The 14,240-nt window shown below is 62.8% G+C and carries 14 protein-coding genes; 11 read left to right on the forward strand and 3 right to left on the reverse strand.

Annotation, left to right across the window (positions count from 1 at the left end):
• Positions 1–22: 22 nt before the first annotated feature.
• A complete protein-coding gene (locus BHQ40_RS00685; protein ID WP_070151112.1) occupies positions 23–838 on the forward strand; it encodes an ABC transporter substrate-binding protein in 816 nt (271 codons plus the stop codon).
• 29 nt (positions 839–867) lie between these two features.
• Here BHQ40_RS00685 and BHQ40_RS00690 read toward each other — a convergent pair whose 3' ends face one another.
• Positions 868–1,158: a hypothetical protein gene (locus BHQ40_RS00690; protein ID WP_070151114.1), complete on the reverse strand. Its 291-nt coding sequence runs from the start codon at positions 1,156–1,158 to the stop codon at positions 868–870.
• A gap of 437 nt (positions 1,159–1,595) precedes the next feature.
• Here BHQ40_RS00690 and BHQ40_RS00695 point away from each other — a divergent pair, with 437 nt between their 5' ends.
• The 5 genes from BHQ40_RS00695 to trxB all read left to right on the forward strand — a co-directional run bounded on the left by BHQ40_RS00695 (position 1,596) and on the right by trxB (position 6,668).
• Positions 1,596–2,990 carry a circularly permuted type 2 ATP-grasp protein gene (locus tag BHQ40_RS00695; RefSeq protein WP_425516683.1) on the forward strand — a complete coding sequence of 465 codons (1,395 nt, stop codon included), beginning with the start codon at positions 1,596–1,598 and terminating at the stop codon, positions 2,988–2,990.
• A 4-nt stretch (positions 2,991–2,994) separates the two neighbouring features.
• Positions 2,995–3,927, forward strand: coding sequence for an alpha-E domain-containing protein (locus tag BHQ40_RS00700; RefSeq protein ID WP_070151118.1), 933 nt, complete (start codon positions 2,995–2,997; stop codon positions 3,925–3,927).
• 3 nt (positions 3,928–3,930) lie between these two features.
• Positions 3,931–4,803, forward strand: a complete 873-nt coding sequence (locus tag BHQ40_RS00705) for a transglutaminase family protein (protein ID WP_070151120.1) — start codon at positions 3,931–3,933, stop codon at positions 4,801–4,803.
• Positions 4,804–4,844: 41 nt separating this feature from the next.
• Positions 4,845–5,582 (forward strand): proteasome-type protease, encoded by a 738-nt coding sequence (locus BHQ40_RS00710; protein ID WP_070151122.1) that lies wholly within the window; start codon positions 4,845–4,847, stop codon positions 5,580–5,582.
• Positions 5,583–5,705: 123 nt separating this feature from the next.
• Positions 5,706–6,668, forward strand: coding sequence for a thioredoxin-disulfide reductase (gene trxB / locus BHQ40_RS00715; RefSeq protein WP_070151124.1), 963 nt, complete (start codon positions 5,706–5,708; stop codon positions 6,666–6,668).
• 168 nt (positions 6,669–6,836) lie between these two features.
• On the opposite strand, the gene BHQ40_RS00720 is transcribed toward trxB, so the two are convergent.
• Entirely contained in the window at positions 6,837–7,127 is a 291-nt protein-coding gene (locus tag BHQ40_RS00720; protein ID WP_070151126.1) for an acyl carrier protein, read from the reverse strand.
• Between the two features lie 26 nt (positions 7,128–7,153).
• Entirely contained in the window at positions 7,154–8,134 is a 981-nt protein-coding gene (locus BHQ40_RS00725) for a GNAT family N-acetyltransferase (RefSeq protein WP_070151128.1), read from the reverse strand.
• A 121-nt stretch (positions 8,135–8,255) separates the two neighbouring features.
• On the opposite strand from BHQ40_RS00725, the gene BHQ40_RS00730 reads away from it, so the two are divergent.
• The 5 genes from BHQ40_RS00730 to BHQ40_RS00750 all read left to right on the forward strand — a co-directional run bounded on the left by BHQ40_RS00730 (position 8,256) and on the right by BHQ40_RS00750 (position 14,240).
• Entirely contained in the window at positions 8,256–9,782 is a 1,527-nt protein-coding gene (locus BHQ40_RS00730) for an acyl-CoA ligase (AMP-forming), exosortase A system-associated (protein WP_070151130.1), read from the forward strand.
• On the forward strand, positions 9,779–11,011 hold the full coding sequence (locus BHQ40_RS00735) for a pyridoxal-dependent decarboxylase, exosortase A system-associated (RefSeq protein WP_070151132.1): 1,233 nt from the start codon (positions 9,779–9,781) through the stop codon (positions 11,009–11,011). Before BHQ40_RS00730 ends, BHQ40_RS00735 begins: the two co-directional genes overlap by 4 nt.
• Before the next feature lie 140 nt (positions 11,012–11,151).
• Positions 11,152–11,793 (forward strand): XrtA/PEP-CTERM system exopolysaccharide export protein, encoded by a 642-nt coding sequence (locus BHQ40_RS00740; protein WP_070151134.1) that lies wholly within the window; start codon positions 11,152–11,154, stop codon positions 11,791–11,793.
• A gap of 27 nt (positions 11,794–11,820) precedes the next feature.
• Complete coding sequence (locus tag BHQ40_RS00745; RefSeq protein ID WP_070151136.1) at positions 11,821–13,338, forward strand: XrtA system polysaccharide chain length determinant; 1,518 nt, start codon at positions 11,821–11,823, stop codon at positions 13,336–13,338.
• Between the two features lie 14 nt (positions 13,339–13,352).
• On the forward strand, positions 13,353–14,240 hold the full coding sequence (locus BHQ40_RS00750; RefSeq protein ID WP_070151138.1) for an AAA family ATPase: 888 nt from the start codon (positions 13,353–13,355) through the stop codon (positions 14,238–14,240).

Raw genomic sequence — 14,240 nt, forward strand, 5'->3', positions numbered from 1 at the left:
CAGCGTGGAGAATGAATGAGAGATGGGTGCCATCCTGCGCCTTTGCCTTCTGTCTGTGCTTTTCGCCAGCCTTTCCGGCGCGGCGAATGCAGAATCGCGTCCGCGCCGCATTCTTTCGCTCAACATGTGCGCGGATCAGCTCTTGATCGCTCTGGCCGATCCCTCGCAAATCCTTGCCCTCACCCAGTTCGCGCGGGACAGGGGCATGTCGGCTGAGGCGGAGCGCGCCGACCATTTCGCGATCTCGCGCGGCACATCCGAAGACGTACTGGCGCTGGAACCGGACCTCATCATTTCAGGCCCGTTCCATGCCATCGGACCGCAGGTGAAGAAGCGGAACTACCGCATCATCAATCTCAATCCGGCGGAGAATTATCCGGCAATCGTGACCCAAATCCGACAGGTTGCGGCGGCGGTCGGACATCCCGAACGGGGTGAGGTCATGATAGGCCGCATGGATGCCGAGCTTAAGGGGCTAAGGCGGATAAAGGGGGCGCCCATCGCCGCATATTATCAGCGGCGCGGCTATCTCACAGGAACCGGCACTCTGGTCGATGACCTGATGCAGCGTGTGGGTCTGCGCAATCTGGCGACGGTCATGGACAGGCCGGTTCTCTCCCGCATGTCGGTGGAAGAAATGGTGGTGGCGCGTCCCGACTATCTGATCGTCGAGACCGACAGTGACCGGGTCGCGGATCAGGGCATGGAAATGCTGAATCACCCAGCCTTGGCCGGGATACCGCGTCTGCGTTTGCCCCAGGCATGGACGGTTTGCGGCGGCCCGGCCTATGTTCGCGCAGCAAAAAGCCTGTCGGAACAGTTACGGGCGCACAGGTGAGGCCGGGGAGGGGGGGCGCAGAACCGTTGTCAGCGGAAAGCCAGGAACAGCGCGATGGGGACAGCCACGAGCCGGGCCAGAAACTGTTTCCGTGACAGGTAGCTGGAATTGGCGGGGATGGTGCTTGCTTCTATCGTGATCCACGCCAAAGCGCGCGCATGATATTCCTGCCAGTTCTCGCCTAGCATGGGGGGGATGCCATCGACCGTGAAGGCCGGCGTGGGAGCATATGTATCGATCAGGTAGAAGTCGTTTTCCACCTTTTCCGGCGGGGAAATTCCCTTCAGGGACGCCTCGCGCCGAGAGCGATTTTCAGCCACCTCTCTGTCCTCTCCATCGCTGCCGGGGGTCAGCGAGTCGAGCTATTGTCCCATTTTGAGACAGCGATTTCCATCCTGTCCGCGACTTATCTACAGAAAAGCGACTTGTGTCTGAAATCTCTTGACAATCATCGGTCGATTCTGGGCCGAAACGCTTCCTTGAGGGCCGCTTTCCCCAAAATTTTATGTTTTTGGCTGAAATGGGCGAATTATCGGGCGTCGTGAAACAGGAAGCCTGGCCGAACCAATGATGATTGCCGGCGCGGCCCTGCACGGGTTCATCTCCGGCTCTGGAGTCGCCTGAACCGGGCAAAATCGATTGCGGCGGTCATCTGCGCTTTTTCCGCTTGCAATCCGCGCAACCACTTGCAGTAATGTTGCGGCGCACAACGCCAACGCCCCGATCCAAGAGGGAGACGCCATTGACCTTCTACGAAATGCTCGATCAGGCCGGTTCGGTCCGCCCCTGCTATGCGGAGGTGCAGAACTGGGTCGAACGGACGGGCATTTCTGGGCTGAACCGGCGGCTGGAGGAAGCGGAGGCTATCTTCCGGCGGATCGGCATCACCTTTGCGGTCTATGGCGAAGGCGGCGACCCGGAACGGCTGATCCCCTTCGATCTGCTTCCCCGCATATTCACGGCGCAGGAATGGCGGGTGCTGGACAAGGGCATCCGGCAGCGGGCGCGGGCGCTCAACGCTTTCCTGCATGACGTGTATCACCGCGGAGAGATTGTCCGGGCCGGGATCATGCCCGCTGACATCATCTACCAGAACAGCGCCTACAGGCCGGAAATGGTCGGCTTCTCGCCGCCTGGCAAGGTTTACAGCCATATTGTGGGCATAGACATTGTGCGCACCGGCCCTGACAGTTTTGAGGTGCTGGAGGATAATTGCCGCACGCCATCGGGCGTGTCCTACATGCTGGAAAACCGCGAGATCATGACGCGGATGTTCCCGGAGCTTTTTGGCCAGGGCGTGGTTGCGCCGGTGGATGATTATCCTGCCGAATTGCTCAAGAGCCTGAAGGAAGTCGCGCCGCCGGCCTGCAAGGGCGATCCGGTTGTGGTCGTGCTGACGCCGGGCGCGCTCAACAGCGCCTATTATGAGCATAGCTTCCTCGCCGATCTCATGGGTGTCGAACTGGTCGAGCCAGCGGACCTTTTCGTGGACGAGGGCAGGGTCTGGATGAAGACGACCTCCGGCCCCACGGCCGTGGATGTCATCTACCGCCGGATCGACGATGAATATATCGATCCCCTGACTTTCCGGCCCGACAGCCTTCTGGGCGTTCCGGGTATCTTCAACGTATATCGCAATGGTGGCGTGACGCTCTGTTCGGCCCCCGGATCGGGCATTGCCGACGACAAGGCGGTCTATGTCTATGTGCCGGAGATGATCCGCTTCTATCTCGGTGAGCAGCCCATCCTGTCGAACATCAAGACGTGGCAGTGCGCAAAGCCGGACGAATGCGCCTATGTGCTGGAAAATCTTGCCGATCTTGTCGCCAAGGAGGTGCATGGTTCCGGCGGATACGGCATGTTGATCGGGCCGAAAGCGACCGCCGAGGAGGTGGCCGCCTATGCGGAGCGGATAAGGGCCAATCCGGCGGAGTTTATCGCGCAGCCAACGCTCGACCTCTCGACCGTTCCGACGCTTGGCCCCTCCAGCATTGTGGAGCGGCATGCGGACTTCCGGCCCTATTGCCTGGTCGGCAAGCAGTTGCGGCTGGTGCCGGGCGGCCTGACCCGCGTCGCGCTGACGGAAGGGTCGCTGGTCGTGAACTCCAGCCAGGGCGGCGGTGTCAAGGACACCTGGGTCATGCAGGATTGATGCGATGCTGAGCCGTACCGCCGAAAATCTCTACTGGATGGCCCGCTACATGGAGCGCGCCGAATCCACCGCCCGCCTGCTCACCATGGGGCAACGCATGGCGATCCTGCCTGGCGCGCATCATCGGGACGAGTGGCGATCCGTCGTTCGCGCTACGGGCGCGGAGGCCAATTTCCCGGAGGACAGCCACGTCAAGGAAACCGACGTGGTCGCCTATCTGATGCTGGACCTCGACAATCCCTCATCGATCCGTTCCTGTCTCGCCAAGGCGCGCGCGAATGGCAAGTCGGCGCGCACCATGCTGACCCAGGATATGTGGGAGGCGTTGAATGAAGGGTGGCGCAAGCTGGACAGCTATGACGTTGCGGAGGCGCGGCAGCAGCTTCCCGGCCTGATCGACTGGGTAAAGACCCGCTCCATGACCTTCCGGGGCGCGGCCGAGAGCGGTCAGTTGCGTAATGAGGGACATGATTTCCTGCGCGCGGGCGGCGCGCTGGAGCGGGCGCAGATGACCCTGCGCCTGCTTGACGTCAAATATTATGTCCTCCTGCCGGAGACCGAGGTGGTGGGCGGGACGCGCGACCATTATCAATGGACGTCCGTGCTGCATGCCCTGTCGGGAAGCCGGGCCTATCACCATGTCTATGGCGGCGCCTACACGCCGTGGCAGATCACCGATTTTCTGATGCTCAATCGCCTTTTCCCGCGTAGCGTCGCCTTCTGCTACGACCAGCTCGCCTATCGCCTCAACCGGCTGTCCGGCTGGCATGACGCCCGCGCGACCTGCGACGATACGGTGCAGGAGATGGTGAGCAGTCTGGAAAGTCTGGACAGCGGCGAAATATTCCGCCGTGGCCTGCACGAAACCGTGCAAAACGGCCTGACCATGACCAACCGGCTGGGTCTGGAAATCGCGCAGGCCTATCATTTCGGATAAGCCATGAAGCTCATCGTCCGTCACCAAACCTCTTACAGCTATGGCGCAGGGTCCAGCCGCGTGGCCATGCTCCTGAAGCTTATGCCGCGCCGGCACCATGGGCAGAGGGTGCTGGAATGGCAGGTGACGGTGAATGACGATCCCGTTTTTGGCTTCGCGCCAAATGGCTATGGCGATCTTGAGGCGCTGTGGATACGGCACCGCCATATGACCGGGGTCAATGTCGTCGCGACCGGTATGGTCGAAACCGGTGACACGAACGGCATCATTTCCGGCCTCGACGAACATTTCAATCCGCGCATTTATCTTCGGGAAACGGCGCTGACGGAGCCTAGCGCGGCGATACGGGAACTGGCCGGTTCGGTGCGGGATGGCGACCCGCTGGATCGCCTTCATGCCCTGTCCGCCGCCGTCCGCGACGCCGTCGCCTATCGGCCTGGCATCACCAAGCCGGAGACGACGGCCGGGGAAGCGTTGATGATCGGCGGCGGCGTATGCCAGGACCATGCCCAGATCTTCATTTCCGCCGCCCGGTCGCTGGGCGTGCCCGCCCGCTATGTCGCCGGCTATCTCGCGACTCAGGACGGGGAGGCGCTGCACGAAACCCATGCATGGGCGGAGGCTATGGTGCCTGGGCTTGGCTGGGTGGGCTTTGATACCTCAAATCGCGTGTGCGTGACGGACAGCTATGTTCGCCTTGCTTCCGGACTTGACGCGGATGACGCAGCGCCGGTCCGCGGATCGGCAATGGCCGCGGGTACGATCGGCATTGACGCGGACGTCCGCATCGCGCAGGCCAGCGATGACGAGCGTGAGCAGCAACTGCAGAAACAGCAGCAACAACAATGGACTCAGCCTGCGCGCGCCAGGGAATAAGTGCCGGGATTTGAGCATATGACTATGGGAGCCGGGGGGCGATGACCTATTGCGTGGCCGTGCGGGTCGATCAGGGACTCGTGTTGTTGTCCGATACTCGCACCAATGCGGGCATGGACAATATCGCCCGCTTTCGGAAGATGTTCACTTATGAAGTGCCGGGCGATCGCGCCATTGCGCTCATGTGTTCAGGCAATCTGTCGATCACGCAGGAGGTGAAGACCTGCCTCTCCCGCCAGATCAAGATATCGCATGACACGCCGGATACGGAGACGATCCTCAACTGCAAGACTATGCACAGGGTCGCCCAGATTGTGGGCGAGGCCATGCAGGAAATGCAGCACCGCTATCGCGACACCATAGAGATGCAGGGGGCGGGGGCCGATGCCTCTATCCTGATCGCTGGCCAGCGGAAGGGCGGAAAACCGCGCCTTTATCTCGTCTATTCCGCCGGTAACTTCATCGAGGCGACGGCCGACACGCCCTTCTTCCAGATTGGCGAGCATAAATATGGCAAGCCTATCCTCGATCGCATCATCAAGCCGGAAACGACGATCGATGACGCCGTGAAGGCGGTGTGCGTGTCGATGGATTCGACGCTGCGCTCCAACCTGTCGGTCGGCATGCCTCTGGATCTCGCCGTTATCGATACGGACGCCTTCAAATTCCGCGTCCGTCGCCGGATCGAACCCGATGACGAGGAATTTGCGATGATCTCGCAGGGCTGGTCGGCGGCGCTGCGCCGGGGGTTCGAGGCGCTTCCCAACGTGCTCGACTGAAAACCGCGCCGCATTCGCGCTATCGAAGACACAAGCAAAACTGCAGCGCCCACCGCCTTGCGCCGATGATGCGACCCATTATCTCCGTCTGCCAACGAATCGAATTTCCCCCGGAAGGATGCCATGACCGCCACCCACTCCACCCGCATGCTGATCCTGGGATCGGGACCGGCGGGCCTCAGCGCCGCCATCTATGCCGCGCGCGCCGGCATGGCGCCGATCGTCGTTCAGGGCATGCAGCCGGGCGGGCAATTGACCATCACCACGGACGTGGAAAATTATCCTGGCTTCCGTGATGTCATCCAGGGACCTTGGCTGATGGAGCAGATGCAGGCGCAGGCCGAGCATGTCGGCGCGCAGATGATGTACGACCAGATTGTCAGTGTCGATCTGTCCCAGCGGCCTTTCCGCCTGACGGGGGACGGCGGCACCGTCTATTCGGGCGACGTGCTGGTGATTGCAACGGGCGCGCAGGCCAAGTGGCTGGGCGTCGAGGGCGAAGAAGCGCTGGGCGGTAAGGGCGTCAGCGCCTGCGCAACCTGCGACGGGTTCTTCTATCGCGGCAAGAAGGTGGTGGTTATCGGCGGCGGCAATACCGCGGTGGAGGAGGCGCTCTATCTCACCAACCACAGCCATGACGTGACCCTGATCCATCGCGGCGATTCGCTGCGCGCTGAAAAGATCCTGCAGGAACGGCTGTTCGCCAATCCGAAGATCAGCGTTGTCTGGAACAAGCGGGTGGAGCGTTTTGTCGGCGGCGGCGACCCCGCCGGTCTTGTCGGGGTCGACCTGATCGATACCGTGTCGGGCGACAAATCCCATATCGCCACGGATGGCGCCTTCGTCGCTATCGGCCATAAGCCTTCGACGGAACTGTTCGAGGGGCTTTTGCCGATGGATGAGGGTTATCTGGTCGTGGAGAAAGGCACCACGCGCACTGCCGTTCCCGGCGTGTTCGCGGCAGGCGACGTCACCGACAAAATCTACCGTCAGGCTGTGACGGCCGCAGGCATGGGCTGCATGTCGGCGCTGGATGCGGAGAAATTTCTGGCGGAGGCGGATTACGAGGCGTTGGCGGCGGAATAAGGCTGCTGGAAAGCTTGCGGCGAAGGGCGTGCCAGATCGAAGGTGATCAAACCCCGTTCACCCTGAGCGAAATCGAAGGGTTCTGCCGGACGCAGTGAGGCGCTTTGTTTCGCTCAGCTTGAACGGAGATCTGGAAGGCGATAATTCTAAGCTCTTGCCGCCCGAAGTTCACACAAGAACTTTGCTCTCCGCAAAATCCACCAGCGTACCGAACGTCTCGAAGGTTTCCCCGTCAATATCGTCATCCTCGATCAGGATGCCGAGGCGGTCCTCCATTTCCGTAAGCAGGCCAGCGACCGCCATCGAATCCAGTTCCGGCAGCGCTCCGAACAGGGGCGTGTCGCGGTCGAATGCGTCGACCCGGTCCTGTTCTATCGCAAGTACGTCGCGCAGAACCGCACGCACGGTATCTTCCACGGTCATGTCGCCAGTCTGCGCCTGTTCCGGTTTCGTCCGCATGGTGCCAGCCTCTATCGCCTGCGCGCCTAGCCTACAAGCTTCGAAATGGCTGTTTTTGCAGCGGGAAGCCATGCGGATGAGAAACGGGGATTGAAGCAGTCGATGCGGTAGAGGGAGCGCTGCCGCTCCATCCACTCCGTCTTATAGGGGTTATCCCCCGTGCCATAATCGATGATCGCGGCCTTATCCTCGTCAATGGCGGATCGAAACATGTGGTGGCTCAGCAGGGTGCCGGGCGACATCTCGTCCGCGCCCTGATCATGGGCAAGCTTGTGGATCAGGGCGACGCCATTCTCTATCGTCCAGAACTGCACTGCGATGGGGAAGCCGTCCTCGCGGGCGAAGCCCAGCCGCAATGTCCCCGCCTTGCCCTCCTGCTCCGCAATCAGGCGCAGGAAATCCAGGTTCGGTTCCGATTGCTTCCAGCTCCGCTGGTAGACCGTGATATAATCGTCCCACAGCCGGTTGGTGAGCTTGTGATGGATTTCGAACGTAAGACTGGTTGATCGCAATTTCCGCCGCACCGTGCTGCGCAGCTTCCCCGGACGTCCCGCCCAATAGGTCTCAAAATCCCGATTATCCACGGTCAGATAGTGATTGACGCCCATCGGGCGCTCCACCGCTATCCATCCGGCCTTGCGAAACGCCTTGAGGAACAGCGCGTTCGCGCCATCGTCCGCCGTTACGGGATAGACGTCCAGTTGCGCGGCATCGGGCAGGAGATCGCGCGCGATGCCTTCCATCAGGCGCAGTTTCTGTTCCGGTGACGGATTTCCCGCAAATACTGGCTCAAAGGCGAAGCTGTACCAGTTCGCAATGGCGACCCGCTTGTTCTTTCCGCTTTCCGCCAGAAACAGCCAGGCCCGGGCCTTGCCGTCCACAGCGGTCAGGATGTGCGGCGCGCTGTCCGGCATGCACAGGCGGTGCAGCGGTTCCAGCCATGCGATGCGGTTGAACAGATGCGGCTGGGCTTTGCGGCTGAGCGCCGGGATCTTCGCGGCGCGCAACGCGGTGAGCGCCGAGCGGGTTGCCGTCGACGGAAAGGGGATTGGACTTCGATATTCCCCTTGACCCCGCAAAGGACTATCTCCCGCAAAAGATGTTCTGAACTAGGGGGAATTTCTGGACATGGGGTTAATCGACCCTCCAATTCTGCCAATCGACCATGTGCTCCGCAATGGCGATCCGTCGCGGCCCGCGCTTGATGGACGCGCTGGCGCGCTGGACTATGCCGAGTTGGAGGAAAGCCTGGGGCGTCTCGCTGCATGGTTGAAGGGGTTTGGATTTGAGGCGGGGGACCGTGTGGCGAGCTGGGTCGCCAAGGGCGTGGTCGCCGCGCTGATGCCGCTGGCTGCGCCGCGCGCGGGCCTTGTCCATGTTCCCGTTAATCCCTTGCTCAAACGGGCGCAGGTCGCCCATATCCTGGCGGACAGCGGAGCGCGGCTGTTGATCGGAACCGGCGCGCGCCTCGCCACGCTGGAACCGGGCGACATGCCGGCCGGTTGCGAAGCGCATAGCGAGGATGATACGGCCTGCGCGCTTACGGGCGGCAAGGTCCTCCCGCCGTCTGATGCCGATCCTGATGCGCTGGCGGCCATTCTCTACACGTCCGGTTCCACGGGACGTCCCAAGGGCGTGATGCTCAGCCACGCCAATCTGTGGCTGGGTGCCGTCTCGGTCGCGGATTATCTGAAACTGACGCCCAATGACCGGACCTTGTGCGTTCTGCCGTTCAGCTTCGACTATGGTCAGAACCAGTTGCTATCCACCTGGTATGCCGGGGGGTGCGCCGTACCGCTGGATTATCTCACACCGCGTGATGTCATCCGGTCGGTGGAGCGCAGGGAAATCACGACGCTGGCGGGCGTGCCTCCGCTCTGGGTGCAGCTTGTCGAGCTGGAATGGCCAGCGGAGGTCGCGGCCCGGCTCCGGCGTCTCACCAATAGCGGTGGCGCGTTGACTCGTCCGCTGGTGGCGCGCCTTCGGGCCTTGTTTCCCAATGCCGATCTCTATCCCATGTATGGCCTGACCGAAGCATTCCGGTCCACCTATCTGCCGCCCGCGCTGGTCGACACGCATCCTGACAGTATGGGATCGGCCATTCCCCACGCGGAAATCCTGGTCGTCCGGCCGGACGGCAGCCTGACGGACGATGGCGAGCCGGGGGAACTTGTCCATTGCGGCCCCTTGGTGGCGCAGGGCTACTGGCAAGACCCTGACCGCACGGCGCAACGCTTCAGACCCTCGCCTTCAGCATCGCATTATGGCGGCATGGCGGTGTGGTCCGGCGACACGGTCCGGCGTGAGGCGCACGGCTTGCTCTATTTCGTCGGCCGGGACGATGCGATGATCAAGTCCGCCGGCAATCGGATCAGCCCGACCGAAATAGAGGAGGCGGCGGTCGCCGTGGACGGCGTGGCGGAAGCGATTGCGCTGGGCGTTCCCGATACCCGGCTGGGGCAGGCGGTGAAGCTGCTGCTGCGTCCAGCCGGAAAGAAGGATGGCAACGCACTGGAGGAACGGGTACGCGCCACGCTCAAGGCTGAACTACCCAATTTCATGCAGCCCGCGGAGATAGTCGTGCGGAAGGATTTTCCCCATAACGCCAATGGCAAGATCGACAGGGCTGCCCTGATGGCGGAGGCCGTCGCATGAAGCCGATGGGACCTGTTCCGCCCTGGTTCGCTGCAGAGGAAGGCATGCTGCTCATCGGCGGCTGCGGCGCGGCCTCGCTGGTGGATGAAGCGGGGGACACGCCGCTTTTCGTCTACGACATCGATATTGTGGCGGCCCAGGTGCGCCGGTTGCGTGACGCCATGCCGCCCGCCCTGTCGATCCATTATGCGATCAAGGCCAATGCCTTCGCGCCGCTTCTGGAGCGCATGGTCCCACTCGTCGACGGGTTCGACATCGCCTCGGGCGGAGAACTGGGCTACGCATTGAATGCCGGCATGGCGCCTGACCGGATCAGCTTTGCCGGGCCGGGGAAGCGCGACGATGAACTGACCGCCGCCATTTCGGCTGGCATTACCCTCAATCTGGAATCGGAAGGGGAGGCGGACCGGGCGCTCGCCATTGCCGCGCGCCTTGGGAAAACGCCGCGTCTTGCGGTGCGCGTAAATCCCGATTTCGACTTGCGCGGATCGGGCATGCGCATGGGCGGCGGGGCCAAACCCTTCGGCGTCGATGCGGATCGGGCGGCGGCATTGGCGAAGCATGTGATCGATGCCGGGGCGGACTGGCGCGGCTGGCACATCTTTGCCGGGTCGCAGGCGCTTGATCCTATGGCGCTTATCGAAACGCAGGCCGCGACGATCGGTCTTGCGGCCCGGCTTTCGGACGAAGTGGGCGCATCGCCGCCGCTGGTCAATCTGGGCGGCGGGTTCGGCATCGCCTATTTCCCCGGAGATGAGCGGCTGGACATCCGCCCGATCGGCGTCGCGCTGGATGACGCGCTGGAGAAGCGGGCTGACATCCTCAAATCCTCCGAGTTTGCGCTGGAGCTTGGCCGCTGGCTGGTCGGCGAAGCGGGGGTCTATCTGACCCGCGTCATCGACGTGAAGCAGAGTCAGGGGGAGACTTTCGTGGTCGTGGACGGCGGTCTCCACCATCAACTGGCGGCCAGCGGGAATTTCGGCACTGTGGTTCGCCGCAACTATCCAATCGCCGTCGCCAACCGTTTCGGCCGCGAACCTTCCGCCGAGCCTGTCAGCGTCGTCGGTTGCCTTTGCACGCCTCTCGACCGGCTCGGGGACAAGGTTGCCTTGCCGCCGGTAAAAGTAGGCGATCTGGTGGCAATTTTCCTTGCCGGAGCCTATGGCGCGAGCGCCAGTCCCGCGGCTTTCCTGGGCCATCCGCCGCCGCGTGAACTGCTCGTCGGCTGATCCGCAGTGCCGCAATAGGCTAATCCTAACGGTATTTTCACCCTTTCTCGCCAAAGAGGGCGCGGGATGTTGTGCGTCCCGTGCCCGTCGCTGCGTGCGCCGGGCCGGTTTGCACGGCCGGGCAATTGAGGGTGATACAGATGGCGTTCGCGCGGATTTCCAAGGTTTTTCTCGGAGCTGCACTGCCAGCGATGGTCCTGTCGGGCTGTGCGGGCGGCAAGGGGCCGGAACTTCCCCCGGCATCCTTCGTGTCCAACCAGGCGGGGCCGAGCGAGGAATATGTCATCGGCCCGCTCGACCAGCTTACCATTTTCGTGTGGCGCAACCCGGAACTGGGCGCGAAGGTTCAGGTCCGTCCTGACGGCCGCATCACCACGCCGCTGATCGCCGACCTGCCCGCCGTGGGCAAGACGCCCGCTGTCCTCGCTGAGGATATCAAGGCGTCGCTCAGCAAATATATCGAAAATCCGCTGGTCTCGGTGATCGTTGACAATTTCTCCGGTACCTTCAGCCAGCAGGTCCGCATCGTGGGTGCGACGGAGAAGCCGGCGTCCATTCCCTACCGTGCCAATATGACACTGCTTGACGCGATGATTGCGGTGGGTGGGCTGTCCGAATATGCGGCCGGGAATCGCGCCCGTCTGGTCCGTTACGACAAGGCTGGCGGCAAGCAGAAGGAATATGCGGTTCGCATCAACGACCTCATCAAACGGGGCGATACCAAGGCGAACGTCCTGCTGGCCCCCGGCGACGTGATCATCATCCCGGAAAGCATGTTCTAAAAAAGATATCAGGGAAAACCCGCGCTTATGTCCGGTCTCTACGACGAACTACAGATCGCCCTCCACGGCATATGGAACCGCCGCTGGCTTGCGCTGGCGACGGCCTGGGGCATCTGCATGCTTGGCTGGCTTGTGGTCGCGCTGATCCCGAACAGCTATGAGTCCAAGGCAAAGGTCTATGTCGAGGCGCGTTCTATCCTTCCCAACCAGATGGGCGTTTCCCCCATCGAGCAGCAGCAGGATGTGGACCGTGTCCGCCAGACGCTGACCAGCGCCGCCAATCTGGAGAAGGTCGTGCGCTCGACCGACCTCGCCCAGACCGTGACCACGGATCGCGAGATCGCCGGCAAGGTCTCCATGCTGCGCCAGAAGATCAAGATCGTCGCTGATCAGGACAATCTGTTCGACATCACTGTCGCCATGTCCGACAGCAGCCTGTCGGACGGCGGCAATGCCCGCGTCGCGAGCCAGGTTGCGCAGAAGCTGGTCGAGCTGTTCCAGCAGGCCGACATCCTCAACGACCGTGACGAGACCAAGCAGAGCCTTGGTTTCCTCAATTCGCAGGTCGAGCAGCGCGGCCGCCAGCTTCAGGAAGCCGAACAGCGCCGCGTCGCGTTTGAGCAGAAATATATCGGCCTGCTGCCGGGCGTCGGATCGATCAACGATCGCATGAATGCCGCGCGGACCGAGATGAACCAGATCGACCCGCAACTCGTCGCCGCGCAGAGTGCGCTCGCGTCAGTGAATGGACAGCTTGCCGCCACGCCTGCGATGATCGCGGGTGGCGGGACGGGGACGGGTGGCCTCAGCGCGCTTGCATCCGCTCAGGCAGACCTTTCGGCTGCGCGTGCGCGCGGTTGGACGGAAAATCATCCTGACGTCGTGGCGCTGCAGCGGCAGATCGCTGCGCTGCGGGGGCAGGGTGGCGCTTCCGTGTCCGCTGGCGGCACCCCGAACCCGGCCTATATGTCGCTGAAGTCGATGCAGGCGGAGAAGGCGGCGACCGCCGCCGCGCTGTCGGCGCGCAAGGCGCAGCTTCAGTCGGACCTCAACACCATGATCGCCAAGCAGGTCGACGAGCCGGGCGTCGCCGCCGAGCAGGAGCGGCTGGATCGCGATTATCAGGCGATCAAAGCGCAATATGACAAGCTGGTCGCCGACCGTGAGGATGTGCGCCTGCGCGGCGATGTCCAGTCGGAGACCGACGCCGTCAAGTTCCGCGTCATCGATCCGCCCAGCATGTCGTCCGTACCCGCATCGCCCAACCGGCCGCTGCTTCTGGTCGGCGTCCTGATCGCCGGGATTTTCGGCGGCGCGGGCGTTGCTTTCGCTATCGGTCAGTTGCGCACGACCTATCCGACCGTTGCGCGGCTGGAGAAGGCGGCGGGCATTCCGGTCATCGGCGCCATCACCGAAACGCTGACCTCGGCGCAGAGCGAAACCCGGCGTCAGCATCTGCGCTGGTTCGCGGGGGCCAGCGGCGCGCTGGCAGGATGCTGCGTGCTGCTGATCGCGGTCGAATTCGTCCAGCGCGGCATGGCCTGAGGGGAGCCATAGAGATGAATAAGCCCACAGGACCTTTCCCTGACAAGGCGTCGCTGCTTGAGCGGGCGCAGGGAATCTACGATTTCGATGATGCATTGCGCGGCCGCGTTGCGCCGCCGATCGACGCTGGTTCGCTGCCTCCGCCGCCGCCTCTGGCTGAGGCAGGTGCGCCGCTGGCGCGCCCCTGGACGGGACCAGTCGAAACGGTGGATCGTCTGGCTCTGGCTGAGGCCGGCTATGTCCTGCCCGATGGCCCGGTGACCGGGATTGGCGAGGAATTCCGCATCGTGAAGCGGCAGATCCTCTCCAGCGTGGCGGCGGGGGACAACCGCGTCCTCATCTGCTCGGCGCTGCCGGGCGACGGTAAGACCTTCTGCGCCGTCAATCTCGCGCTGTCTCTGGCGGCGGAAAAGGACATGGAAGTCCTTCTGGTCGACGCCGATTTCGCCAATCCCAGCGTATTGACGACGCTTGGCTTGCAGGGCGGGGCGGGCTTCATGGATGCGCTGGCCGATCCCACGATTGCGATCGAGGATTGCGTGATCCGCACCGATATTCCCGGCCTCGCCGTGCTGCCCGCCGGGCGGCAGACGAATAATGACACGGAGTATCTGGCGTCATCCCGCATGGAACTGGTTCTCGACCGGCTGGCTGCCGGGCGGCCGAACCAGATCATCCTGTTCGATTCCCCGCCCTTGCTCGCTGCCTCGCCTGCCTCGGTGATTGCGGCTCATGTCGGCCTGGCGCTGCTGATCGTGCGCGCGGACAAGACCTCGGAAAGCGCTCTGCGCGACGCGGCCGGGCTGCTGAAGGCGTGCCCGCAGGTTCAGTTGCTTCTCAACAGCGTCAAATTCTCCGCCAGCGGCCGCCGCTTCGGTGCCTATTACGGCAAGGGCGAGTGA

This window comes from Sphingobium phenoxybenzoativorans (assembly GCF_001757355.1).
Taxonomy (GTDB): domain Bacteria; phylum Pseudomonadota; class Alphaproteobacteria; order Sphingomonadales; family Sphingomonadaceae; genus Sphingobium; species Sphingobium phenoxybenzoativorans.